Genomic DNA, 25,353 nt, shown 5'->3' with positions numbered 1-25,353 from the left:
ATTTATCTCAGCCGAAACGAAGGGCTTCGTCAGGCACGCACCCAGTCACCAGTGAGTTGCCCTGTCCCTCGTGCGGAGCGCCAGTTGCTCCCGTACGAACCGGTGCGCCCGACTCCGCGGGAACCGAGTGCCGGCTGCGTCCTGTATTGCAATCTTTTGCCTATTCGGCGGCCCCGCCTCGGCGTACCGGCGACCAGGGAGAACTCTCCCTTGCCATCCATCGACGGTCCATCGCTCCAACGGCCCCACGCTGGTTCGGCATCTTCGACGAAGCAATGATGAAGGCATAGGATACGGCTTGAGGCGTAAAGCGGCCGGTCATGCATGCCTGAACTGGGCTATTGGTGAACGCGTCTCCATGGGCCAAGTCTCTACTTTGCAGAACGCCCTCCCTAAGCCACCAACGTCGGCTCCGTATTCACCTCCAGCGCCTCTTCCGCTTCGTCATCCTCACCCAGCACATCCCCATGCACCCCCAGCACTCGCCCGATCCAGATCGGATCGACCAGATGGTCGCGTTTGGGGTTGGTGGTGTTGGGGTGGATGAGGATGCTGAGGCCGCCGTGGTTCAGCATCAGCCACGGAACCAGCGTGGCGAAAATCTCGGTGGCGAAGGAGATCTGGTACATGGGTTGCTCGTGCGGGCCGACCGGCTCGTCGCGCCAGTTGCCCAGTCGCACGCGGAAGCGTTCGCCGATGCGCAGGCGCAGCCATTCGGCATGCTGCCGCTCGGCTTGCCCGTCATAGTAGATGTGGGCGTGATAGCTGGCGATCTCGGCGAGGGGTCTGGGCGAGTTGGCGGTGTTCACCTTGATGGCTCCCTCGGTGATTGTGGTGAGCGCAGCGTATACGCAAGGGAGCGGGGTGGCCAAGGGGGCACAGCGTGTGCTCGTCATCTCGATTTCGGGCCAATCGCATTGGGAGCTCCCCCACTCCGTCTCGGCTTCGCCCAGCCACCTCTACCCCCACATTCGTGGGGGAGAGGAAATGCTAACCGCCGAGGTCGCTGCCTTGAAAAGCTTGGCATTTCCTCTCCCCCATGGACATGGGGAGAGGTGGCCGTGCAGCGGCCGGAGTGGGGGCAGGCGCCGCCGTATGCCTATTGCCAGCACTTCATCGGGCGAGGACGCGCTGATCGCAGAGGTCTCTTGCCCCAATCAAACCCTGCCCATCAGCACCAGGATCAGCAGCACCACCAGCACAGCGCCGACTATTCCGGACGGCCCATAACCCCAGGAGCGCGAGTGTGGCCAGGCCGGGACGGCGCCGATCAGGATCAGGATCAAGACAATGATGAGGATGGTGCTGACGGTCATTAAGAGTCCCTCGCCTTGCTGGTCGGATATGAGGGACAATGCAAAAGGCCGCCCGGTTGTTCCGGACGGCCTTTCGTCCGACAGGTCGAATGCAGCTATTCCGCGGCTTTCGGGAAGGCGATTGCCGGCTCATCGAGCGGACCCGGCTTCGGCCCCGTGGACGCATCCCGTTTCTTGTCGCGCCCGAACAGCCGGCGGAAGAACGCGTAGAAGCGGCTGTTTTTGCTGCGCGTGAAGATCATCAGCATCGACGGCGTCACCACCAGCGTCAGCAGCGTGGCGAAGGACAGGCCGAAGACGATGGCCGAGGACAGCGAAATCCACCATTGCGTCGACGGCGCGTTGATCGTCGTCTCGTGATGGAAGATTTCGAGGCCGAGACCAAAGGCGATCGGCAGCACGCCGAGGATGGCCGAGACCGCCGTCAGCACCACCGGGCGGGCACGTTCGCGGCAGGTCTGCAGCACCGCTTCCATCTTGTCCCAGCCCTCTTCGCGCAGCCGGTCATAGGTGTCGATGAGCACGATGTTGTTGTTCACCACCACGCCGGCCAGCGCGATGACGCCGATGCCCGACATGACGATGCCGAACGCTTCGCCGGTCAGCAGCAGCCCCAGGAACACGCCGATCGTCGCCATGACCACGCAGGACAGCACCAGAAGCACGCTGGTGAACTTGTTGAACTGCATCAACAGCACCAGGAAGATCAGGAAGATCGCCGCGCCGAAGGCCTTGCCGAGGAAGGCGCTGGCTTCGGCGCTGTCCTCGTTCGACCCCGCGAGCTTCCAGCGTATGCCGTTGTCGAGCTTCATGTCGGTGACCGCCTTGGTCACCTCCGCCTGCACCGCCGCGACCTGCGTGCCGGCGGCGACGTTGGCCTGGACGACCACGGTGCGGGCGCCGTCGATGCGGTTGAGGATGCCGACCGTCGGCTCCGGCTTGCGCACGACGAAGTTGGAGATCGGCACCGAGCCTTGCGCGGTCTGCACCCTGAGCTCATCGAGCGTCGACAGCGTGCGCCGGTCTTCGGGCAGGCGCAGCCTGATGTCGACGGCGTCGTCGGCGCCGGCGGGCCTATATTCCGAGAGCTTCAAGCCATTGGTCACCAACTGCACCACGGTGCCGACCGCGGTCGGGCTGATGCCGTACTGCGCCGCCTTGGCGCGGTCGACCTCGAGCGCCCAGTCGACGCCGGGCGGCGGCAGGCCGTCGGAAACGTCGATGACGCCGGGCACCTTGGCGATGCGCGCCGCGACCGCACGGGCCTGGTCGTCAAGCCCTTTTGGATCGATGGCTGAAAGCCGGAGCTGGACCGCCTTGCCTGTGGGAGGACCGGCCTCCGGCACGCGCACTTCGACATCGACGCCGGGAATGCCGGCCATGACGGTGCGCAGCTCATCCAGGATATTGTTCGCCGATTTGCGCTCGCGCCAGTCGATGAACTCATACTGGATGACGCCGACGACGTCCTCCGGCACGTCCTGTCCGCCGCCCTGCGTCTTGCCGACGCGGGTGTAGACCGATTTCACGCCGGGCCAGCCGAGCAGCCGGTTTTCGGCGATCCTGGTTGCCGTATCCATTTCGGCCAGCGAGAGATTGCCGCGGGCATGCACATAGAGCAGGCCGTAGTCGGGCTCGACGCTGGGGAAGAACTCGACGCCGGCGCCGTATTTGGAATAGGCGAAGCCAACGCCGGTCAAAAGCACGGCGGTAAGCACCAGCACGGTGATGGGGAAGCGCACCGCCTGCTTGACCAGCGCCATGTACCAGCCGTCGCGATTGTGTTCCTCGTGATGCTCCGGCGCCTTGGCGAAGAGCGCGCCCAGCGTCGGCGCGAACACCAGCGCATAAAGCATCGAGGCCGACAGCGTGACGATCAGCGTGATCGGCATGTATTTCATGAAGTCGCCGATGATGCCGGGCCAGAACAGCAGCGGCGAAAACGCCGCGATGCGCGTCATCGTCGCGGCGATGACCGGACCGGCCATGCGCTTGGCGGCCAGCGTGAAGGCTTCCGCCTTCGGCATGCCTTCGCCCATGCGCCGTTCGGCGAATTCGGTGACGATGATGGCGTCGTCGACCAGCATGCCGACCGCCAGGATAAGGCTGAACAGCACGATCATGTTGATCGTGTAGCCCATCATCGCAAGCAGCAGGATGCCGATGAGGAAGGATGACGGAATGGCAAGCCCGATCAGCAGCGAGGCGCGTCCCGACAGCGCATAGAGGATGACGATGAACACCAGGATGACGGCGATCATCACGTGGTTCTGCAGGTCGCCCAGCAGCTGGTTGACGAAGACGGACTTGTCCTGCGTGTAGGTGATGTTCATGCCTTCCGGCATGGTCTTGACGTAGGCGTCGGACACTTCCCGCACCTTGGCCAGCGTGTCGATCAGATTGGCGCCGATGCGCTTCTTGACTTCAATGGCGATGGCCGGCTTGCCGTTGAGGCGGGTGATGGTCGTGGCATCGGCAAAGGTCGACCGGATCGTGGCGATGTCCTTGGCCTGGACGACGGCATTGGGTCCGGCAACCACCGGCAGCGACGCCACATCCTCTGGTGTTTCGATCAGCGACGGCACCTTGACCGCGTATTTGCCTTCCGAACCCTCGATATTGCCGGCGGCGACCAGGCTGTTGGAAGCGCCGACCGCGCCGATCAACTGGTCGAGCTGCAGGCCGTAGGAGGACAGCTTCATCGGGTCGATGACGACTTCGACAAGATCGTCGCGCGCGCCTTGTATGGTGCCCTCAAGAACGCCCGGTACTTCCTCGATGCGGTCGCGCAGTTCGCGCGCCGCCGCCGTAAGCACACGCTCGGGCACATCGCCGGACAGCGTGACGACCAGGACGGGAAACTCGGAAATGTTGACCTCGGTAACAACCGGTTCTTCTGCCGCTTGGGGCAGGTCAGCCTTCGCGTCCTGAACCTTCGAGCGTGTATCTGTCACCGCGGTGTCGACTTTTATAGACGGCAGAAACTCAAGAAAGACAAAGGCGCCGCCCTGATAGGCGGATGATTTCATCTCCTTTAACCCCTTAAGACTCTTAAGCTTTGCCTCCAGCGGCCTAAGCAGAAGTCTTTCAGCGTCTTCGGGCGCAATGCCTTGATAGGCGACATTTATATAAACATAAGGGGTAGGAACGTCGGGTTCCGCTTCCTTCGGCGTCGACTGATAGGCGACCCAGCCCGCCAGCAGCAGGAACACCAGCACCGCAATGGTCAGCCGGGCATTGTTGATCGCGAGTTTGACGATATCCATGGCCTGTTCTCAAAATTTCAGGAGCGCATTGCGGCCGGTTGCCCCCGTCCGGGGCCACCCGGCGCTACTGCGTTGTCGCTTCGCCCAACAGTTTCTGGATGGTCGCCTGGTCGGCCTCGACCGGCTTGACGACGTCGCCTTCCTTGACGAGTTCCTGGCCGGCGACGATGACGCGGGCATCGGCGGGAATGCCGCCAAGCACGAGGCCCTTCGGCGAGTCGTCAACGAGGTCGATCGGGAAGAACACCACCTTGTTGTCCTTGTCGACGGCACGGATGCCGAGGTCTCCCTTGTCGCCCAGCGTCACCACGGAGCGCGGCAACATGACGGCATCGGTCGGCTGCGCGCTGAGCGAAATCTCGGCCGTCATGCCCGCCGGCACGGAGCCATCGGCATTGGGCACGGCGATCTCGACGCGGAAGGTTCGGGTGGCCGACGAGGCGTCGCGGCTGATGTAGCGCACCGTGCCTTCGACGGTCTGGCCGCTGACCAGCCGGACAGTGGCCTTGTCGCCGAGCTTGAGATAGCCGAGGTCGCGTTCGCTGACTTCGCCGCGCGCAATCACCGGATCGAGCTTGAGGATGGTTGCCACCTCGCCGCCCTGCATGACGGAACTGCCGAGCTCCACCGGCACCCGGTCGATGACGCCGTCGAAGGGCGCCTTGACCAGATTGCGGTCGAGCTCGGCCTGCGCCGTTTCCAGCTGCGACTGCGCAGCGGTCAGGTTCGAACGCGCCGTGTCGAGCTGCAGCTTGGGCAGATTGCCGGTCTTCATGAGCCGCAGCGATGCGTCGAGTTCAGCCTGGCGCTGCACGACGAGTTGCTTGGCATTGTCGACCATCGAGATCTTTTCTTCCGCCGCAAGCATCAGCACCAGATCGCCGGTCTTGACGTGATCGCCCTGCTTGACCGGCAGCTTTTCGATGACGCCGGCGACACGCGTCGCCAGCACGGCGCGCTTGTCGGCCTCGGTCAGCCCGGAAATGCGGATGGCGCGGGCATAGGTCTTGCGCGGCGGCGTCACCACAGCGACGGTGCGCAGCGGCGCCTTCGGTTCGGCCTCGGCCGCCTTGGCTGCATCCGGCGCCTTGGCCTGATCGCCCGGCTTGGCCTGATCGCCTGCCTTGCCAGCACCTTCGACAGCGGCGCTGCCGACGGACGAGAACGCGCCTGTTCCCATCCAGGCCGCGAAGCCGATGAGCACAACAATAGCGGCAAGCTTGTGAAACCTGATCTTCGGCATCATTTTTTTCCACTGCGGGGTTCGGCCAAGTCGTTATCCAACAGGGTGTCCGTCGTCTAACAGCTACCGTGTCTTCCAACTCGGGCGCGTCGCCGATATGGGTGCGCGCCAGGCCGTGTTCAATTTGCCGTGAACGGCGAAGCCGCGCTTCTACATCAAAGTTGCATCGCAATACAGTCGAAAAGTTGCAGGGGCATTGCGCAAGGCAGGCGTAGTGTGGCTAACGGAAACGGTTTTATCGGCGCCCCGTCAGGCGGCGGAACCACAGTCTCGGAACCATACGGATGTTGGAGGCGCTTTGTTTTCAAGGCGTTTTGAGCACTGACATCCCCCTGTGCCCGCACTAGTTTTTGACGCTCAAATGTGGGCGCGACCTGCGTAGCCACTCAGTGAATGGCAGCAGGCGTCAGTATGATTTTGTATACCGTCACACGCAACGGTTGTTCCGGGACGGAAAGTCATCGGCGCTACTCCGATTTGCCGAACACTTCGCTGATCGTCTTGATCGATCCGGGCGGACTCAGGCCCGCCGGCGTTCCGCCTCCGGCTTCTTGCGGGCGGCGAGGAATTCCTTCACCCGCCGTCCCGGTGCCGGCCCGCGCACCGGTTTGAAGCCGTCATCGAGTTCGCCGGAAAGATCGAGCGTCGGCCGCTTGCCGACGGCGTCGTAATTCTGCTCCAGCCAGTCGCTGGCCGCTATGCGGCCGAGATCTCTGAGATAGCTCAGGAAGGCCCATTCGGCGTTGACCTTGGATGACGCCGACAGATCCTTGAACGCCTCGTCGGCATCGATGCGGTGCATGCGGATGTCGCGGTATTCGCCACGCGGCAGCCGGCCGGCGGCGATCAGCTCCTTGACGAAGGCGATCGAGCGGAATTCGTTCAGCAGCCCGGCATTGAAGGTGATCTCGTCGATGCGGTTCTGGATTTCGTTGGCGCTTTTCGGCGTGCCTTCGCGCACCACAGGATTGATCTGCACCAAAAGCACATCCTCCGTCGCCGCCGTCTTGAAGAACGGAAACAGCGCCGGATTGCCGCCATAGCCGCCATCCCAATAGGGCACGCCCTTGATCTCGACGGCGCGGAACAATTGCGGCAGGCAGGCCGAGGCCATCACCGTGTCGAGGTCGATCTCGCCGTCGGAAAAGACGCGCAGCTGGCCGGTCTCGACATTGGTCGCCGAAATGAACAGCTCCATCGAGTTGCAGGCGTGCACATTTTTGAAATCGATCTCCTGCTCGACCACGTCACGCAGCGGGTTCAAGCCCAGCGGATTGGCGACATAGGGCGAAAACACTCGGGACATGGTGTCGAAGAAGAAATAGCCGGGGGTGTTCTCGATCGACCAGTTGCCCCAGGCGACGTCCCAGGGCATGCGCTGCACCGGGCTGAAGCGGCCCTTGGCCGCCACCGCGCGCCAGAAATCGTCGAGCTTTTGCCGTGCACCCTCGACACCGGCGCGCACAAACCCATCGGCCAGCGCCACCGCATTCATCGCGCCGGCGCTGGTGCCGGACACGGCTGAAATGTCGAGCCTGCCATCCTCCAGCAGCCGGTCGAGTACACCCCAGGAGAAAGCCCCGTGCGAGCCGCCGCCCTGCAGCGCGATCTTGATCTTCTTCGTTTCCTCCGCCTTGCCGTTTTTGGTCATGGCGTTCCTGTTCGGTTTGGTCGCTGCTGCCTCATTCCGCCCGGAAATCGGCGGTTCGACGGCAGCGGACTTATATTGCAGTGCAGCATATAAGGGATGACCAAGGCAAGAACACGAACACGGTCGCGTGATCACATGAAATTTTGGTCATGGGGAATGGTCCTCCACGCCCAGGTCTTCGCCCTACGAATACCCCCACCCTTGATCCCTCCCCACAAGGGGGAGGGAGACTTGGTAGACGCTGATCTCAGCAAACCACCGACGTTTCGGCGGCGCGCGGCAGCTTCCCTCCCCTTGTGGGGGTCCGAAGGACGGGCGAGACCCGTGGCTCGCCTCGGCAAGCCAGGGTGGGGTCATCTTCGCAAAAAACTCAAGCGACAAGCTTCGGCACCGGCCCGACATAGCGCGACTGTGGACGGATCAGCCGCCCTGTCGTCTGCTGTTCGCGCGCATGCGCGATCCAGCCGGCGACACGTCCGGCAGCAAAGACATTGCTGAACGCCTGTGGCGGAAAGCCCGCCGCCTCAAGCACAAGCGCTGTGTAGAACTCGACATTGGTCTGCAACGAGCGCTGCGGCTTGGCGATCCGCAGCACTTCGAGCGCCGTCTGCTCGACCTGTTCGGCGAAGGCCAGCCGGCGGCCGGCTTCGCCCTCGCTGCCGAGCTGCCGCACGACGGCTTTCAGTACATCGGCGCGCGGATCGCGCACGCGGTAGATACGATGGCCGAAACCCATGATGCGCTCGCCATGCGCGACCTTCTCGCGCAGCCAACCGGCCGCGTCGCCATGCGCCTGGATTGCATCGAGCATCTCGATCACCGGGCCGGGCGCGCCGCCGTGCAGCGGCCCCTTGAGCGCGCCGAGCCCGGCCAGCACCGACGATGTCAGCCCGGCCAGCGTCGATGCCACGACGCGGGTGGCGAAGGTCGAGGCGTTGAGGCCGTGATCGCAGACGGTCACCAGATAGGTGTCGAGTGCCCTTGCCAGCGCCGGCGACGGGATGGATCCCTCGAGCATCCTCAGCATGTCGGCGGCATGATCGGCCTTCGCGTCAGGTGCGATCGGCTGCTCGCCACGCGCCAGCCGCAGCAGAGCCGGCGTCAGCACAGCGGGCGCCGCGATCAGCCGCAAGGCGTCCGTCAGCGTCTCGCCATCCGGCAGCAGCGCCATGCCGGCGCGCATGGCGCTATAGATCTCAAGCGGTGCGAGCAGCGGCAGCGAGGGCGCAAGCCGCTCGAACACCTCGACGCGAGCCTTGCCCAGCCTCGCTGCCAGTTCGGCATCGCCGGGAAGGCCGTCGAAGAAGCCGTCGAGCAACAGGCGAACCACTTGCGCATAGCGCCAGCGTCCCGCCAATTCCGGCAGCGAATGACCGCGGATCGTCAGGCGGCCGCCAAGGCCATCGACATCGGAGAGCACGGTCTCCGCCGCCACCACATCATCGAGCCCGTTCGCCATATCTCATCTCCTTGCAGCTTTTCTGCATGGGAGATAAGGGTTAGGCTGCGCCTCGATCAATCTTGATCAATATAATCAATGTATGGGCTGAAAATGTCCGAATGGCTGTCGCGGGAAGAGGCGCTGGAAAGGCTCAAGGTGCGGCCGCAGACGCTTTACGCCTATGTCAGCCGTGGCCGCATCGGCATGCGGCCGGATGAGAGCGACCCGCGCCGCAGCCAGTACCGCGCCGACGACATCGCCGCACTGGCGACCCGCCGGGCGCGCGGCCGCAGTCCCTCGGCCATCGCCGAGAGTGCGATCGCCTGGGGCGAACCCTCGATTGCAACAGCAATTTCGACCGTTCTGCACGGGAGCCTCATCTACCGAGGGCAAGACGCCGTTGCGCTCGCCAAATCGGCGACGCTGGAGGAAACCGCCGCTCTGCTGTGGGCCTCGGCCGAACCGGTGACGTTCAAAGCTCCGTCACCTGAAGCGCCTCATCCAGTCGGCCGCGCCTCGGCCTTTGCGCAGCTTGCCATGCTTGCAGGCCACGGGCGGCCTTCGCTAGGACGCAGCGCCGCCTCGCTGTGCACCGAGGCCGCGCGCACAGTCGGAGCGCTGGCGCAGTCGCTGGGCGCTGAAGCCGGCACAGCGCCCGTCCATAAGCGCCTGGCGCAGGGCTGGTCGGTGGATGATGCCGGCGCGGAAGCGATCCGCTGCGCCCTCGTCCTGCTCGCCGATCATGAACTCAACGCATCGACCTTCGCCGCCCGCGTCGCAGCGTCCACAGGCGCCTCGCCTGCCGCATGCCTGCTGGCCGGCCTGGCAACGCTGTCCGGCCCGCGCCACGGTGGCGCCGGCGAAGCGGTGATGCAACTGGCTGAAGATGCAGCAGCCCACGGCGCGGATGCGGCGATCCGGCGCTGGCTCGGCCATGATCGGACCTTGCCGGCGTTCGGCCATCCGCTCTATCCCGACGGCGATCCCCGTGCCACCGCACTTCTGGAAGTCATCCCTGTCGACGAGACGCTGCAACAGCTGCAAAAAGCCGCCATGGCGGCGGCCGGTGCCCAGCCCAACATCGACTTCGCCCTGGCCGCACTAACGCGCGGCCTTGGCTTGCCGCGCGATGCACCGTTCCAGCTGTTTGCGCTCGGACGCAGTGTCGGCTGGGCCGCGCATATGGTCGAACAGATCATTAGCGGCAGCATCATCAGGCCGCGTGGCCGCTATGAGGGACGCGTGACTTAAGCCGACCTGGCCGTGTTCCCGAACCGCGCACGGTACGCGACGGGCGTCGTGGCGAACTGCTGACGAAAATGATGCCGCAGCGTGCCTGCCGCGCCAAAGCCGGCAGTCTCGGCAATCCGTTCGATCGGCATGGCGGTGTCTTCCAGCAGCGTGCGCGCCCGCGAAAGCCGTTCCGACAGCAGCCAGCGCGCCGGCGTGACGCCGGTTGCGGCCGCGAACCGGCGCAGGAACGTCCGCTCGCTCATACCGGCAAGCTCGGCCAAGATGGCGACGGGATAGTCGGCGGCAATATCGGCGCGCATCCTGTCGATCAACGGTCCAAGCCGGCTGCGCTCATGTGGCTCGGGAACGGAACTCTCGACATACTGCGCCTGGCCGCCGTCGCGATGCGGCGGCACGACCAGACGGCGCGCCACCATGTTTGCAGCCTTGGTGCCGAAGTCGCGCCGAACCAGATGCAGGCAGAGGTCGATGCCCGCGGCACTGCCTGCCGATGTCAGCACATTGCCCTCATCGATGTACAAAACGTCCGGAATCACGGTGATGTCGGGGTACATCTCCGTCAGCTTCTCGCTGTAGCGCCAATGCGTGGTCGCTCTTTTGCCCGCAAGCAGGCCGGCGGCGGCAAGCACGAACACGCCCGAACAGATCGAAAGAATGCGAGAGCCGCGCTCGTGTGCCTTTCGAAGCGCCTCGATCAGCGCCGGCGGCACCGGAGCCTCCGTTCCGCGCCATCCCGGTACGATCACCGTGCCGGCCTGGCCGATCAGATCGATCCCGCCGTCGGCAACAATACGCACGCCGCCCAGCGCGCGCATTTCACCGGTATCAATACCGGCAACCGCAAAACGGTACCAATCCTCACCCATTTCCGGCCGGGGCAAGGCGAAGATCTCAACCGCCACGCCAAACTCGAACGTGCACAGCCCGTCATAGGCAACGGCAACGACAAGAGGGTTGGCAGGGCGCGGATTGGCAGAGGATGGCATGATCTTGACGATATATGGCAAAGCTGCCAGCTGCAATCGCCCTGCTTCCTGTCTTATCTCTCCGTCGCATCAGCAATGGAGATACGAGGATGAGCCACGTGACAGACATTCCGGCGGCATCGCCGGATATCGCCCGCGACCATTTTCTGCGCCGGCTTTCCGTCGAGACCGACTGTTCCGACGTCGCCGCCGCACTGCGTGCCGGAGAGCCGGACTTTGTTCTCCTGCATGTGGTCGGTTCGCCGGAAGCCTATGGACGCCGCCATGTGCCGGGCGCGCTGCATCTGCCCCACCGCGAAATATCGGCCGAGCGGATGGTGCAATGGCCCGAAAAGACGCTGTTCGTCGTCTATTGCGCGGGACCGCATTGCAATGGCGCGGATCAGGCGGCCTTCAAGCTGGCCAGCCTCGGTCGTCCCGTGAAGATCATGATCGGCGGCATAACCGGTTGGCAGGACGAGGACCTTCCTTTCGCTTCAGGCAAGGAGCCCGGTGTCTTGCACGCGTGAGGCCAAGGCCAGGCTGCGCGGCAGCGTCCACGCGATATGGTCGGGCTGGAGTAAGCATGCAAAGGCGATGGTTAGAATTCGTCCATTCGTGCGCGAGGATGTCGGTGCGGTGCTCGCCCTCATGCGGGCGCTAGTCGTCTTCGAGGGTTATGACGACAAGCTTCGCGTCACCTAAGCGAACCTCATCGAGCACGGGCTGGGACCATCGCCCCGGTTCGGCGTGTTGGTGGCGGAGCGCGAGGGCGTGATCGTCGGCATCGCCGTCCACTACCTCATCCCTGGACCTACGACCTGAAGCCGGTTGTCTGGCTGAAGGAACTCTACGTCACTGAAGCGGCGCGCGGGATGGGGGTCGGCCATGCGCTTGTTGAACAGCTTCGCCAACACGCCATCGGCATCGGCGCATCGGCCATCAAATGGACGGTGCTGAAATCCAACATACCGGCGAAGGCATTCTACCGCTCACTCGGCGGGCAGCCCGACGAATATCTGGGAATCGTGGCAACTGAAATCGACCCGTGAGGCAAGGCCCAGCCGGGTTGAGCCGGTTCAGACCATTGCCCGGCCGCCTCTACGACATGGTGTCAAGCTTGCGCTGCATGGCGGCGATCTGTTGCTTCAGTTCCTGAAGGTCGTCGCCGCTCTTTTCCGGGACATCCTTGCGGGCCGGCTCGGGTGCAGCCGCGGCCGCAGCATTTGTGGCGGCGGTCGGGAACGGCGTGAACAGGCGCATCGCGTTCTGGAACATTTCCATGTTGCGGCGTGTCTGCTCTTCCAGCGCCTTGATCGGAGTGGCGATCTTCATTACATCCAGCGGCGACTTGCCGATCGCGCCCTTCATCTGCTCGCGGAATCGCTCCTGTTCCTTGGAGAAGGCCATCATCGACTGTTCGAGGAAGCTCGGCACGATCTGCTGCATCTGGTCGCCGTAGAAAGCGATCAACTGGCGCAGGAACGGGATCGGCAGCATGTTCTGCCCATCCTTGTTCTCCAGTTCGAAGATGATCTGCGTCAGCACCGGATGGGTAATGTCGTCACCGGTCTTGGCGTCCTGGACGGTGAACTCCTCGCCCTTCTTGACCATCTCGGCCAGATCCTCAAGCGTCACATAGGTGCTGGTGCCGGTGTTGTAGAGCCGGCGATTGGCATATTTCTTGATAATGATAGGGTCGTCTTTCGCGGCCATCAGCATCCTCCCGGGACACCGGCGCGCCTGAGTAAGCCGCCGGTAACGATTGCGCCATTTTTAAGGATATGCGCAAAAGCTCTATAATTCCAAGCGCTTTGTGCAGTGCGGCATCATTTATTGCTGCATGGCCGGGCGATTATGCTGCGCAGCAAAGGTTGGGCGATCCCGCCGGCCGCCCGCGCCCTGCTTGCGGCGCTTGGCCGGCATGCCCATTTCCGGTTTGACTTGGGGTGTGGAACGGGCAAGAAAAGTCCCAACAAGCCCCCAAGAACACGACACCTCGAAGTCTGGAGAGAAAAATGTCCGCTTCCAATTCAATCGTCGTTGCCAGCGCCGCACGCACGGCTGTCGGCTCTTTCAACGGCGCCTTCGCCGCCACCCCGGCGCATGAACTTGGCGCCGTCGTCATCAGGGAGCTTTTGGCGCGCGCCGGCGTCGAGCCGGGCGAAGTCGACGAGGTCATTCTCGGCCAGGTGCTGACCGCCGCGCAGGGCCAGAACCCCGCCCGCCAGGCGTCGATCAATGCCGGCCTGCCCAAGGAGACGACCGCCTGGGGCCTCAACCAGGTTTGCGGCTCGGGCCTGCGCGCCATAGCGCTCGGCATGCAGCAGATCGCTGCTGGCGACGCCACGGTGATCATCGCCGGCGGCCAGGAATCGATGTCGCTGTCGCCGCACGCCGAGCACCTGCGCGCCGGCGTCAAGATGGGCGACTACAAGATGATCGACACCATGATCAAGGACGGGTTGTGGGACGCCTTCAACGGCTACCACATGGGCAACACCGCCGAGAACGTCGCCCGCCAGTTCCAGATCACCCGCGACGACCAGGACCAGTTTGCGCTGGCCTCGCAAAACAAGGCCGAGGCCGCGCAGAAGGCCGGCAAGTTCAAGGACGAGATCGTCGCCTTCACGATCAAGGGCAGGAAGGGCGACACTGTCGTCGACCAGGACGAGTACATCCGCCACGGCGCCACCATCGACGCCATGTCCAAGCTGAAGCCGGCTTTCGACAAGGACGGCACCGTGACCGCCGCCAACGCGTCGGGCATCAATGACGGCGCCGCCGGCGCGCTGCTGATGAGCGAGGCTGAAGCCACAAGGCGCGGCATCACCCCGCTGGTGCGCATCGCATCCTGGGCGACGGCTGGCGTCGATCCGGCAATCATGGGCACCGGACCTATACCCGCGTCGAAGCGGGCGCTCGAGAAGGCCGGCTGGTCGGTCAAGGACCTCGACCTTGTCGAGGCCAATGAAGCCTTCGCCGCGCAGGCCTGCGCCGTCAACAAGGGCATGGGCTGGGATACGTCGATCGTCAACGTCAATGGCGGCGCCATCGCCATCGGCCATCCGATCGGCGCGTCGGGCGCCCGCGTCTTCAACACGCTGGTTTTCGAGATGCGCCGCCGCGGCGCCAAGAAAGGCCTTGCCACGCTGTGCATCGGCGGCGGCATGGGCGTCGCTCTGTGCGTGGAAGCGCTGTGAAAGAGAAGTGAGTAGTGAATAGGGAGTAGTGAATGGGGAAGAAGGAGCAGCGCGGCGGGATATCGATCCCTACTCGCTACTCCCTATTCCCTATTCCCTTCTTCCGACCAAAGGGAGGAAGAACTTTCAATGACCAAAGTAGCGCTCGTCACCGGTGGATCGCGCGGCATCGGCGCCGCCATATCGATCGGCCTGAAGAATGCCGGTTACACCGTTGCAGCCAACTATGCCGGCAATGACGAGGCAGCGGGGAAGTTCAGCGCACAAACCGGCATCAAGGCCTACAAATGGTCGGTCGCCGACTACGACGCCTGTGCCGCCGGAATCAAACAGGTCGAGGCCGATCTCGGCCCGGTCTCGGTGCTGGTCAACAATGCCGGCATTACCCGTGACGCCATGTTCCACAAGCTGACGCGCGAGCAGTGGAAGGAAGTCATCGACACCAATCTGTCTGGCGTCTTCAACATGACGCATCCGCTGTGGGGCGGCATGCGCGACCGCAAATTCGGCCGCGTCATCACCATTTCCTCCATCAACGGCCAGAAAGGCCAGGCCGGCCAGGTCAACTATTCCGCCGCAAAGGCCGGCGACATCGGCTTCTCGAAGGCGCTGGCGCAGGAGGGCGCGCGCGCGGGCATCACAGTCAATGTCATCTGCCCCGGCTACATCGCCACCGAGATGGTCAAGGCGATCGACGAGAAGGTGCTGAATGAACGCATCATTCCGCAGATCCCGGTCGGCCGCCTCGGCGAACCGGAAGAGATCGCGCGTTGCGTCGTCTTCCTCGCCTCTGAGGACGCCGGTTTCATCACCGGCTCGACCATCACCGCCAATGGCGGCCAGTACTTCGTCTGAACGACAGCAATTTCGCCCGGTAGGACGGGCCGGCTTATGGCCCGTTTTTCATCGCCGGCCGGCGATGTTCCCCGGGCTGCGCGCGAGACATTGACCCGTTCCGGCACGCAAAGATTAACGATTTCTAGGCGCCCTGTGCAAAACCCGGTTCGCAAGCTGTGAATTCTCGGTGGACAAGCTGTGGACAACACAACATGTTGGGGTGAACAAACCAGGAAAATCCCGCCATCGCCGATTCGTCACCCATTCGTTCCGGCTTTGAGCGGAACGTTAACGACCAAGGCCGAATACCACCGGAAAATGGTTAAGGCCGATTAAGAAAATTCAGCAATTTCATAATGTTGGCCGAGGCGTATCGGATCACGACGATGCCCCGCCGGCAAAGGTTAACGCCAATGGTCGCCTTGCAGGAATCGGGCCAGTTTCCGCGATTCAGCATATGGTGAGACTCAGGCTCGCAAAATCCACATGTAGCCGTGAACAAAAGCTGAATCTGCCGGAGTCACTGATTCGTCGCCGATTCGTTCCAGACTCGTTCCAACTGTTAATTGAGACCTCAAAGACGAACCGTGGGACTGCCGGCCGGAACATTCCGCTTTCGCTTCGCGCCTGAAATCCCTATGTGTCGCCTGTCATACGCGCCACGCGAGGCGCGCTCCCGACAACACGATGCAGAAAGCCTCATCTCCAGGCCGATGAACATCCAGCCGAAACACACCGAGCCGCTGATCCTGTCGGGCCGCGACGTGACTGCCGTGCTGGGTCCGACCAACACCGGCAAGACCCATCTCGCCATCGAGCGCATGGTGGCGCATGAGAGCGGCATTATCGGCCTGCCGCTCCGCCTTCTGGCGCGCGAGGTCTATGCCCGCGTCTGCGAAAAGGTCGGCGCCCACAAGGTGGCGCTCATCACCGGCGAGGAAAAAATCCAGCCGCCCCGCGCGAAATATTCGGTCTGCACCGTCGAAGCCATGCCGCGCGAGACCGACGTTGCCTTCGTCGTCATCGACGAGGTGCAGCTCGCCGGCGACCTCGAGCGCGGCCATATCTTCACCGACCGAATCCTGCACCTGCGCGGGCGCCAGGAAACGCTGCTGCTCGGCGCGGCCACCATGCATGGCATCCTGCAAAAGCTGCTGAGAGGCGTCTCGGTGGTGACGCGCCCTCGCCTGTCGCACCTGGCCTATGCCGGTTCGAAGAAATTGACCCGCCTGCCGCGGCGTACGGCGATCGTCGCTTTCTCCGCCGACGAGGTCTATGCCATCGCTGAGCTGATCCGCCGCCAGCAAGGAGGAGCGGCGGTCGTGCTAGGCGCGCTGTCGCCCCGCACCCGCAATGCCCAGGTGGCAATGTTCCAGGCAGGGGACGTCGACTATCTCGTCGCCACCGACGCCATCGGCATGGGGCTCAACCTTGATCTCGATCATGTCGCCTTCGCCCAGAACCGCAAATTCGACGGCTACCAGTACCGCAACCTGACGGCGGCCGAGCTCGGCCAGATCGCCGGCCGCGCCGGCCGGCATCTGCGCGACGGCACCTTCGGCGTCACCGGCCAGGTCGATCCGCTGGACGAGGAACTGGTCAAGCGCATCGAGGGGCACGAGTTCGATCCGGTGAAGGTGCTGCAATGGCGCACCGCGCATTTCGACTTCGCCAGCCTCGACGCGCTGAAGCGCTCGATCGAGGCCAACGCGCCGGTCGAAGGCCTGACGCGCGCGCTGCCGGCGGTCGATGCGCAGGCGCTCGAACATCTCTCCCGCGACGAGGACATCCGCGCGCTGGCTACCAATGCCAAGCGCGTCGCGCTGCTGTGGGAAGCCTGCGCGTTGCCGGACTACCGCAAGATCGCGCCGGCCCAGCACTCCGACCTGATCGCTTCTATCTACACCGACCTCGCCAAACACGGCCATGTCGACGAGAACTACATGGCCGAGCAGGTGCGCCGCGCCGATACGACCGAGGGGGACATCGACACGCTGTCGCACCGCATTGCGCAGATCCGCACCTGGACATTCGTGTCCAACCGGCCGGGCTGGCTGGCCGATCAGGCACACTGGCGGGAAAAGACGCGCGAAATCGAAGACAGATTGTCGGATGCGCTGCATGAGCGGTTGACGAAACGGTTTGTAGACCGCAGGACTTCCGTCCTCATGCGGCGCCTTAGAGAAAATACAATGCCTGAAGCCGAAATCAGTCCTACCGGAACCGTCCTTGTCGAAGGCCATCATGTCGGCGAGTTGCAAGGGTTCCGCTTCACCGCCGACCAGAGCGCCGGCGGCGAAGACGCCAAGGCCGTGCGTACGGCAGCGCAAAAAGCGCTGGCCGCCGAGTTCGAGGCGCGTGCCGAACGCTTCGGCGCCTGCGCCAATGGCGACCTTGCGCTCGGCTCCGACGGCACGCTGCGCTGGATCGGCGCGCCGATCGGCACGCTGGTTGCCGGCGAGGACGCGCTGAAGCCGCGCCTGGTGCTTTTGGCCGACGAGCAGTTGACCGGCCCCGCCCGAGACAAGGTCGCCGCGCGCGCCGAGCGTTTCGTCAATTTCCAGATCGAATCCTTGCTGAAGCCGCTGGTCGACTTGAAGAATGCCGAGCAGATCGCCGGCATCGGCCGTGGCATCGCCTTCCAGCTCGTCGAGCATTTCGGCCTCATCAACCGCCGCGACATCGCCGAGGAAATGAAGTCGCTCGACCAGGAGGGTCGCGCCGCCTTGCGCCGGCTCGGTGTGCGCTTCGGCGCCTACCACGTCTTCGTGCCGGCGCTGATCAAGCCGGCGCCCGCCGGACTGATTACGCTGTTGTGGGCGCTGAAGAACGACGGCAAGGACAAGCCGGGCTTTGGCGACGTGGTGCACGCACTGGCTTCCGGCCGCACCTCGGTGGTCATCGATCCTGCTTTCGACAAGAGCTTCTACAAGCTTGCCGGCTACCGCAATCTCGGCCGCCGCGCCGTGCGCATCGACATTCTGGAACGGCTGGCCGACCTGATCCGGCCTGCGACCAACTGGAAGCCCGGTCTGGGACAGCGCCCGGACGGCGCCTATGACGGCCAGTCCTTCATGGTGACGCCGCCGATGATGTCCATCCTCGGCGCCACCGCCGACGACATGGAAGAGATCCTGAAAGGTCTCGGCTATCGCGCCGAGCCGAAGCCGCCGGCAGAGGTCAAGGCGCGGCTGGAAGCACAGGACAACGCGGCGCGGGAAGCGGCTGCCGCCAAGCTGGCTGCGGACGCGGCTGCAAAAGCTGAACAGCCCAAGGCGGCGGAAGCCGCTGCAAGTGAAGCCGTCGCTGAAGCGCCGGCCGTTGGATCGGAGCCGGATGCGGTTGCCGCCGCTGAGCCTGCGGCTGAGCAGCCCGTCGCCGAAGCCGCAGCGGATGCTGTTGCTGCGGACGCTCAGCCGGGCGCACCTCCCGAGGGTTCGGAGCCAACTGCGGCCGTTGAAGCCACCGCCGAAGCTCCAGCCATCGCGGAAGCAACGGCAGAGCCCGTCGCGGAAGAACAGGTCGAAGCTCCCATAGAAATCGCGGAAGAAGCTCCGGCTGTTGCGGAAGCTGACGACACCGTCCCCGAAAGCGCCGACGCCACCGTCGCCGAAAACGCCGACGCCCTTACCTCCCCCTCGATGGGGGAGGTCGCGGCGCGAAGCGACGCGGGTGGGGGTGACAGCGTTAACGAAGCAGGTGCAGACACAGCAGACACTTCAGGCGCAACCGCCGACGCCGGCGCTGCCCCCACCCCGGCGCTGCGCGCCGACCCTCCCCACGAGGGGGAGGGTGGAAGCGCTGAGCCTGTCCCCGAGGCCGAAGCGCCAAAGCCCATCTTGCTGTGGCGGCAGGGTCGTTTCGAGCAGCGCCCGCGCCATCGTCAAGGCCGGGACAATCGCCCGCGTAACGGCCAGGCTGCCCGCGCCGACGCGCCGGCCGACGCTGCCGGCGGACAGCCCGCAACGGGCGAGCGGCCGGCCTACCAAGGCCGGCGCGACCAGCGCGACGGTGCCGCCAAGCCACGCTTCGACCGTTCGAAGTTCAAGCCCAAGCCGCAGGCCGAGGGCGAACAGCGCCGCGACGGCAAGCCGCAAGGCGAGCGTCCGCGCGAGGGCCGGCCTGACTGGAAAGGCGGCAGGCCGGAAGGCAAAGGCGGACCGCGAGGCGCCAAGCCGGCCTTCCAGGCCAAGCCGCGCGAAGAACGCCCGGTGCGCTTCGATCCGGACTCGCCCTTCGCCAAGCTCGCCGCCTTGCGCGACCAGCTGAAGAAATAAGCCCCAGGTTCGCTGCGATGGTTGCTGAAGGTCGTCAGCGCGTCGACAAGTGGCTGTTCTTTTCGCGCGCGATAAAATCGCGCTCGCTGGCGGCCAAGCTGGTTGTCGCCGGACGCGTCCGCATCAACAGCGACAAAGCAGCGCAGGCCTCCGATCTGGTCAAGCCTGGCGACGTTTTGACCATTACGCACGAGCGCCGTATTTTCATTTGGAAGGTGCTTGGCACCGGCGTGCGGCGCGGTCCGGCCGAGGAAGCGCGCACGCTCTACGAGGACATGTCCCCGCCGCCGGCGCCGAAAGGCGAGGCTGTTGCCGATGCCATTCCGGCGCTGCGCGACGCCGGCAGCGGCCGGCCGACCAAGAAAGAGCGCAGGCAAACCGACCGGCTGTTCGGCGAAGACTGAAGCCTTGGCCGTCTGCGCCATGGCGACGATCTGGAATTTCATTCCGGACACGCCGGCCCCGCCGGCAATGGCTGCCCTTGCAAGCGGCAGGCAAAGGCGTTACCTCACCAAAAAAGCCGCCGCATCGGCCCGAAAATCGGAGATCGATTTTCGGAAAGCACGATGCGCAGATTCAAAGTGTCAGAGCGTACTTTATGCGTCCAATTGGACGCACATCGCCCTAGCAAGAACGGGACGTCCCGGAGCCGACCAATGACCTATGTCGTGACCGACAACTGCATCAAATGCAAATACATGGACTGCATCGAGGTCTGTCCGGTCGACTGCTTTTACGAGGGCGAGAACATGCTTGTCATACATCCCGACGAGTGCATCGACTGCGGCGTCTGCGAACCGGAATGCCCGGCCGATGCAATCAAGCCCGACACCGAGCCGGGCCTCGACAAATGGCTGCAGGTCAACACCGAATACGCCGAGAAATGGCCCAACATCACCGCCAAGAAGGAGCCTCCGGCAGATGCCAAGAGCTTCGACGGCGAGGCCGGCAAGTTCGAGAAATATTTCTCCGCTGAGCCCGGCGAAGGCGACTGAGCGCATGACCCTGGAATCGGAATCGATTTCGGAAAGGGTGATGCGCAAAGCAAAAAAGTGCGGCCTATTGGATCGTCATAACGCTGCGTAACGCGCCTCATACATTAACTGCCTTGACAGGCGGCGATGTCGCTCGACCTTCGCGTTTGCAGCAAAACCTTGATTCTTCCGACTTTTTGTGCTACACCAGTTGAAACATGCCGGTGACACAACGTCGATTTATGGCGCAAGCGCCCCAAATCACTGAAAGGTGAAATCCCCAATCGGACCAGAGCGATCTGGGCCAGGCAGTCGCTATGTATGCGGTTTGCCGGTCCCGGCTTTTTCCGATGGGTTCATCTGTTGTGCGGCTAACGATCGGTGTCCCCGGTCGCATGCGTTCGGACCGGCAGGCCGCCGGTGCCACAACAAGGAGTTCAGGGCGTAATGGCAACGATCACCCCGCAGAAGAAGTCCACCTCGGCACGCCACGGTTTCAAGACCGGCGAGTACATCGTCTATCCGGCACACGGCGTCGGCCAGATCGTCTCGATCGACGAGCAGGAAGTTGCGGGCCACAAGCTGGAACTGTTCGTCATCGACTTCCAGAAGGACAAGATGCGCCTGAAGGTTCCGGTCGCCAAGGCGACCTCCATCGGCATGCGCAAGCTGTCGGAAGAGGATTATGTCGAGCGCGCGCTGAAGGTCGTCCAGGGCCGCGCCCGCGTCAAGCGCACCATGTGGTCTCGCCGTGCGCAGGAATATGATGCCAAGATCAATTCGGGCGACCTGATCTCGATCTCGGAAGTCGTGCGCGACCTCTACCGTGCCGACAACCAGCCGGAACAGTCCTATTCCGAGCGCCAGCTCTATGAGGCGGCACTCGACCGCATGGCGCGCGAGATCGCGGCAGTCAACCGCATGTCGGAAACCGAAGCCGTGCGCCTGATCGAGGTCAACCTTAATAAGGGCCCGAAGCGCGGCGCCAAGGCCGACAATGAGGAAGCCGAGCAGGAAGAAGCTGCCTGATCGCTTTCACCGTCGAATTCATGAAAACCCGGCCTTGTGCCGGGTTTTTGTTTTTACCCCCTTGTGGGGTTCCAAGGACGGGCGGGACCCGTGGCTCGCCCAGGCAGGTGGCTGCGAAGCAGCGAGGATGGGGACGACACCAGACCGCAACCGGACCTTCCGTCCGACCTCTTCACAAGGGGAACGTAGAAGGCTCAGCCGCCGGCTTCCTTCTCCGCCTCCTGCTTCAGCGTCGCAATAAAACGCTTGGTCCGTTCACGCTCCGGGTTGGAGAACACCACGGCGGACGGCCCCTTCTCGACGATGACGCCGGCGTCGAGGAACACCACCTCCTGCGCAATCTTGGAGGCAAGGCGAAGGTCGTGCGTGGCCATCACCATGGTGGTGCCTTCGCTGGCGAGTTTTCCGAGCACGTCGACCACTTCCTGCGCCAGTTCCGGATCGAGCGCCGAGGTCGGCTCGTCGCAAAGCAGAACCTTGGGCGACGGCGCCAGGGCGCGGGCGATGGCCACACGCTGCTGCTGGCCGCCCGACAGCGTTGCCGGCCAATCGTCCGCCTTGTGCGCCATGCCGACCTTCTCGAGCAGCGCCAGTGCCCGCTCGCGCGCCTTTGCCGTCGGCCATTTGAGCACCGTCACCAGGCCTTCCATGACGTTCTCGATCGCGGTGCGATGCGGGAACAGCTGGAAGTTCTGGAACACCATGCCGGTCTGCAGCCGCAGGCGCTGGATGTCGCGGCTGGGGATCTTGATGCCGGGACGGAATTCCAGTGTCTCGTCGCCGATGCGCACCATGCCCGAGGTCGGGATCTCCAACAGGTTGATGCAGCGCAGCAGTGTGCTCTTGCCGCCGCCGGAGGGGCCGACGAGCGCGGTGACGCTGCCTTCGGCAATGGTGACCGTCACGCCCTTCAGCACCAGATTGTCGCCGAAGCGCTTTTCGATGTCGGTGAGGCCGATCATGAGCGCGCCTCCAGGAAGCCGCCATAGCGGTTGAGCCGCTCCTCCAGCCGCGTCTGCAAGGCCGAAAGCACCGAGCTCATCGCCAGATAAAGGATCGCCGCCTCGACATAGAGGATCAGCGGCTCATAGGTGGTGGCGACGATGCGCTGCGCCGCCTGGAACATCTCCGGCACGGTGATGGCGGCGGCGAGCGACGTGTCCTTGACCAGCGAGATGAAGGTGTTGGACAGCGGCGGCACGGCGACGCGGCCGGCTTGCGGCAGGATGGTGCGCCGCATCGCCTGGCTCCAGGTCATGCCGATCGAATAGGCCGCCTCCCACTGGCCCTTCGGCACCGAGCCGATCACGGCGCGGATAATTTCCGAACTGTAGGCGCCTATGTTGAGGGTGAAGCCAATCAGCGCCGCCGGAAAAGCGTCCAGCAATATGCCGACCGAAGGCAGGCCGTAAAAGATCAGGAACAGCTGCACCAGAAGCGGCGTGCCGCGAAAGATCCAGACATAGAAGCGGACCACGGCAACCAGAGGCTTGGGACCGAACAGCCGCACCAGGGCGACAACCAGGCCGACGAACAGGCCGAGTGCGAACGATAGCAATGTCAGCGGTACGGTGAAGATCAACGCCGCCCACAGCAGTGTCGGCAACGAGTCCAGCATCAGGTGTAGCCAGTGCGGCACGAACGGCTCCTCCTTCACAGACCGCCGCGGTGACGGCAGTGCGATTGTGTGCTTCTCATATCATGCGAAAAACGGCGAGCCGTCAAAGACGGCCCGCCGCTATTGGTCATTGCCGGCAACCGCCGGGAAATGGTCTTTACTGCGAGACATCCTGGCCGAAATAGGTATCGGCGATCCTCTTGTAGGTGCCGTCGGCCTTGATGTCGGCCAGCGCCTTATTGATCGCCGCGACCAGCTCCGGATCACCCTTGCGCACGATGACGCCGGAATAGTCGGCGTTCTCTTCCTGCGCGGCGATCTTCACATTGGCGTCCGGCTTGTGCTTCTTGAAGTCGAGGAAAGACAGGCTGTCATTGATGGTGGCGTCGGCGCGGCCGGTGAGCAGCAGCTGGATCGACTGGTCGAAGCCGTCGGTGCCGACGAGTTCGGCGCCGTTGGTCTCGGCGAGCTTGCCGAAATTCGATGTCAACGACTGTGCCGACTTCTTGCCCTTGAGGTCGGCGAAGGTCTTGATGTCGGTGTTGTCGCCGCGCACGATCAGCACGGCCTTGGAGGCGATGTAAGGATCGGAGAAATCGTACTTGGCCTTGCGCGCGTCGGTGATGCCGACCTCGTTGATCACGGCGTCGTAGCGGTTGGCGTCGAGGCCGGCGATCAGCCCGTCCCATTTGCCTTCGAGGAACTCGACCTTGACGCCGAGCTTGTCGCCGATCGCCTTGGCGATCTCGACGTCGAAGCCGACCAGCGCGCCGGAAGCATCATGATAGGTGAAGGGCGCATAGGTGCCTTCGGTGCCGACTTTGAGGGTGCCGGCCTGCTTGATCTGGTCAAGATTGGCGCCGGCATGGCCTGATGTAACAGCCAGAACCTGAAGCGTTCCGGCGACGATGAGCGAATTGAGCCATTTCATTTCTGTGTGATCCCGTCCTTGGCCGGTGTCCGGCGCTTGTGAGAGCCGGAAACTGACAGATACAGCGCAGCAAAATAAGGAACCAGATTTCAAAAAAAAGACGATCCAGAAATCAGATTCTCAAAGCAGCTCGGATCGGTGCCAATAGTCCCGATCTGCGGTGTCGATGCGCCCTGTCGGACCGCACAAAACAACCGCCATCGGCGGCGGAACCAATCCCCGGTGTGGCACGTTCATGGCTTGTTGTAGGGCGCCGCGTTTCCATTTCAAGAACCCTTGGCTGCGCTAGGCCCGAAGCAATTCCAGGAAAGTGGGAAAGCGGTTTCCCTCGGAATTGCGTCAAACAGAGATAACGGCCGCCAGGCCGTCCGAAAATGTCCGGGAGCAGGAGCGCGGCATGATCGAAGACACGGCAGGACGGACCATGGTCCGCACGGCAATGAAAGCCCCTTACCTCGAGCGCGATGAGGAACATGTTCTCGCCTTGCGCTGGAAGGAAGACCAGGATCAGCAGGCGCTGCATCAGATTACCGTCGCCCATATGCGGCTGGTCATCTCCATGGCTTCGAAATTCCGACATTACGGCCTGCCGCTCGGCGATCTGGTCCAGGAGGGCCATGTCGGGCTGCTGGAAGCAGCCGCGCGTTTCGAGCCGGAGCGCGAGGTGCGCTTCTCGACCTATGCGACATGGTGGATCCGCGCTTCGATGCAGGACTACATCCTGCGCAACTGGTCGATCGTTCGCGGCGGCACCTCTTCGGCGCAAAAGGCGCTGTTCTTCAACCTGCGGCGCCTGCGCGCCCGTCTTGCCAACGGCGCCGAGCCGATCTCTAACGCCACGCTCTACCGCGAAGTCTCGGTAGCCCTCGGCGTCTCCGAGGCCGATGTCGAGAAGATGGATTCCAGGCTTTCAGCACCTGACTCTTCGCTCAACGCACCCCTCGCCGATGAGGCCGGTACCACCGAGCGGATGGACTTCCTGATTTCGGACGATCCATTGCCTGACGAGGTCGCCGGCGACACCATCGACGTCGAACGGCGCCTGATGTGGCTGAAGACGGCGCTCCGCGCGCTCAATGCCCGCGAACTCAGGATCATCGAGGAGCGTCGGCTGACCGACGAAGGTGCGACGCTTGAGGCGCTCGGCGAGACGCTCGGCATTTCCAAGGAGCGTGTCCGGCAGATCGAGGCCCGCGCCATGGAAAAGCTCAAGCTCGCGCTGGTGAAGCAGAACCCCGAATTCATGGCAGCGTGAGATTGCCAGGAACAGGGGTACCGCCCCGAGTTATCTCAGAAAAGTTATCTCAGAAAAAAGCACTACGAAGGCTGGGGTTTCTGACGAAGACCG

General features: G+C 63.6%; 21 protein-coding genes. 10 read left to right on the top strand and 11 right to left on the bottom strand.

Annotated elements, in window-relative coordinates:
* Positions 1-392 precede the first annotated feature (392 nt).
* From NLY33_RS08165 to NLY33_RS08140, 6 genes are all read right to left on the bottom strand, one after another.
* Positions 393-809, bottom strand: coding sequence for a DOPA 4,5-dioxygenase family protein (locus NLY33_RS08165; protein WP_245261171.1), 417 nt, complete (start codon positions 807-809; stop codon positions 393-395).
* A gap of 348 nt (positions 810-1,157) precedes the next feature.
* Complete coding sequence (locus tag NLY33_RS08160) at positions 1,158-1,316, bottom strand: DUF3309 family protein (protein ID WP_023707271.1); 159 nt, start codon at positions 1,314-1,316, stop codon at positions 1,158-1,160.
* Between the two features lie 95 nt (positions 1,317-1,411).
* Positions 1,412-4,582 (bottom strand): efflux RND transporter permease subunit, encoded by a 3,171-nt coding sequence (locus NLY33_RS08155; protein WP_023707270.1) that lies wholly within the window; start codon positions 4,580-4,582, stop codon positions 1,412-1,414.
* A 64-nt stretch (positions 4,583-4,646) separates the two neighbouring features.
* The gene (locus NLY33_RS08150) at positions 4,647-5,825 is read right to left on the bottom strand and encodes an efflux RND transporter periplasmic adaptor subunit (protein WP_023708563.1); all 1,179 of its coding nucleotides are present in this window, start codon (positions 5,823-5,825) and stop codon (positions 4,647-4,649) included.
* 520 nt (positions 5,826-6,345) lie between these two features.
* Positions 6,346-7,476, bottom strand: a complete 1,131-nt coding sequence (locus tag NLY33_RS08145; RefSeq protein ID WP_023707268.1) for a patatin-like phospholipase family protein — start codon at positions 7,474-7,476, stop codon at positions 6,346-6,348.
* Positions 7,477-7,846: 370 nt separating this feature from the next.
* Positions 7,847-8,935, bottom strand: a complete 1,089-nt coding sequence (locus tag NLY33_RS08140) for a citrate synthase/methylcitrate synthase (protein WP_023708562.1) — start codon at positions 8,933-8,935, stop codon at positions 7,847-7,849.
* A gap of 93 nt (positions 8,936-9,028) precedes the next feature.
* On the opposite strand from NLY33_RS08140, the gene NLY33_RS08135 reads away from it, so the two are divergent.
* Complete coding sequence (locus NLY33_RS08135) at positions 9,029-10,168, top strand: citrate synthase (RefSeq protein ID WP_023708561.1); 1,140 nt, start codon at positions 9,029-9,031, stop codon at positions 10,166-10,168.
* Here the strand turns inward: NLY33_RS08135 and ftrA are convergent.
* A complete protein-coding gene (gene ftrA / locus NLY33_RS08130; protein ID WP_023708560.1) occupies positions 10,165-11,157 on the bottom strand; it encodes a transcriptional regulator FtrA in 993 nt (330 codons plus the stop codon). The genes NLY33_RS08135 and ftrA overlap by 4 nt on opposite strands.
* A gap of 89 nt (positions 11,158-11,246) precedes the next feature.
* On the opposite strand from ftrA, the gene NLY33_RS08125 reads away from it, so the two are divergent.
* Entirely contained in the window at positions 11,247-11,666 is a 420-nt protein-coding gene (locus NLY33_RS08125) for a rhodanese-like domain-containing protein (RefSeq protein ID WP_023707263.1), read from the top strand.
* A gap of 204 nt (positions 11,667-11,870) precedes the next feature.
* Positions 11,871-12,188 (top strand): GNAT family N-acetyltransferase, encoded by a 318-nt coding sequence (locus NLY33_RS08120; RefSeq protein ID WP_286439850.1) that lies wholly within the window; start codon positions 11,871-11,873, stop codon positions 12,186-12,188.
* A 49-nt stretch (positions 12,189-12,237) separates the two neighbouring features.
* On the opposite strand, the gene phaR is transcribed toward NLY33_RS08120, so the two are convergent.
* Complete coding sequence (phaR, locus tag NLY33_RS08115; protein WP_023685813.1) at positions 12,238-12,852, bottom strand: polyhydroxyalkanoate synthesis repressor PhaR; 615 nt, start codon at positions 12,850-12,852, stop codon at positions 12,238-12,240.
* A gap of 302 nt (positions 12,853-13,154) precedes the next feature.
* Between phaR and NLY33_RS08110 the strand changes: the two genes are divergently transcribed.
* The 6 genes from NLY33_RS08110 to NLY33_RS08085 all read left to right on the top strand — a co-directional run bounded on the left by NLY33_RS08110 (position 13,155) and on the right by NLY33_RS08085 (position 21,456).
* On the top strand, positions 13,155-14,339 hold the full coding sequence (locus NLY33_RS08110; protein WP_023673832.1) for an acetyl-CoA C-acetyltransferase: 1,185 nt from the start codon (positions 13,155-13,157) through the stop codon (positions 14,337-14,339).
* 129 nt (positions 14,340-14,468) lie between these two features.
* On the top strand, positions 14,469-15,194 hold the full coding sequence (gene phbB / locus NLY33_RS08105) for an acetoacetyl-CoA reductase (protein ID WP_023707257.1): 726 nt from the start codon (positions 14,469-14,471) through the stop codon (positions 15,192-15,194).
* A 695-nt stretch (positions 15,195-15,889) separates the two neighbouring features.
* The gene (locus NLY33_RS08100; protein WP_286439610.1) at positions 15,890-19,453 is read left to right on the top strand and encodes a helicase-related protein; all 3,564 of its coding nucleotides are present in this window, start codon (positions 15,890-15,892) and stop codon (positions 19,451-19,453) included.
* 17 nt (positions 19,454-19,470) lie between these two features.
* Positions 19,471-19,857 (top strand): RNA-binding S4 domain-containing protein, encoded by a 387-nt coding sequence (locus NLY33_RS08095; protein ID WP_023707255.1) that lies wholly within the window; start codon positions 19,471-19,473, stop codon positions 19,855-19,857.
* Positions 19,858-20,109: 252 nt separating this feature from the next.
* Positions 20,110-20,448 (top strand): ferredoxin FdxA, encoded by a 339-nt coding sequence (gene fdxA, locus NLY33_RS08090; protein ID WP_013529180.1) that lies wholly within the window; start codon positions 20,110-20,112, stop codon positions 20,446-20,448.
* 426 nt (positions 20,449-20,874) lie between these two features.
* Positions 20,875-21,456: a CarD family transcriptional regulator gene (locus NLY33_RS08085; RefSeq protein WP_023673664.1), complete on the top strand. Its 582-nt coding sequence runs from the start codon at positions 20,875-20,877 to the stop codon at positions 21,454-21,456.
* Positions 21,457-21,650: 194 nt separating this feature from the next.
* On the opposite strand, the gene NLY33_RS08080 is transcribed toward NLY33_RS08085, so the two are convergent.
* The 3 genes from NLY33_RS08080 to NLY33_RS08070 all read right to left on the bottom strand — a co-directional run bounded on the left by NLY33_RS08080 (position 21,651) and on the right by NLY33_RS08070 (position 24,005).
* The gene (locus NLY33_RS08080) at positions 21,651-22,418 is read right to left on the bottom strand and encodes an amino acid ABC transporter ATP-binding protein (RefSeq protein ID WP_023685808.1); all 768 of its coding nucleotides are present in this window, start codon (positions 22,416-22,418) and stop codon (positions 21,651-21,653) included.
* On the bottom strand, positions 22,415-23,095 hold the full coding sequence (locus NLY33_RS08075; RefSeq protein WP_023693608.1) for an amino acid ABC transporter permease: 681 nt from the start codon (positions 23,093-23,095) through the stop codon (positions 22,415-22,417). The genes NLY33_RS08080 and NLY33_RS08075 overlap by 4 nt, the downstream gene beginning before the upstream one ends.
* Before the next feature lie 136 nt (positions 23,096-23,231).
* Entirely contained in the window at positions 23,232-24,005 is a 774-nt protein-coding gene (locus NLY33_RS08070) for an amino acid ABC transporter substrate-binding protein (protein WP_023707253.1), read from the bottom strand.
* 397 nt (positions 24,006-24,402) lie between these two features.
* Here NLY33_RS08070 and NLY33_RS08065 point away from each other — a divergent pair, with 397 nt between their 5' ends.
* Positions 24,403-25,260: an RNA polymerase factor sigma-32 gene (locus NLY33_RS08065; RefSeq protein ID WP_023693606.1), complete on the top strand. Its 858-nt coding sequence runs from the start codon at positions 24,403-24,405 to the stop codon at positions 25,258-25,260.
* The last annotated feature ends 93 nt before the right edge of the window (positions 25,261-25,353 follow it).

Origin of the sequence: Mesorhizobium sp. C432A (genome assembly GCF_030323145.1) — a bacterium.
Classification (GTDB): domain Bacteria; phylum Pseudomonadota; class Alphaproteobacteria; order Rhizobiales; family Rhizobiaceae; genus Mesorhizobium.
The sequence above is the reverse complement of the archived record's forward strand: the minus strand, read 5'-3'. Positions and strand labels throughout refer to the sequence as shown.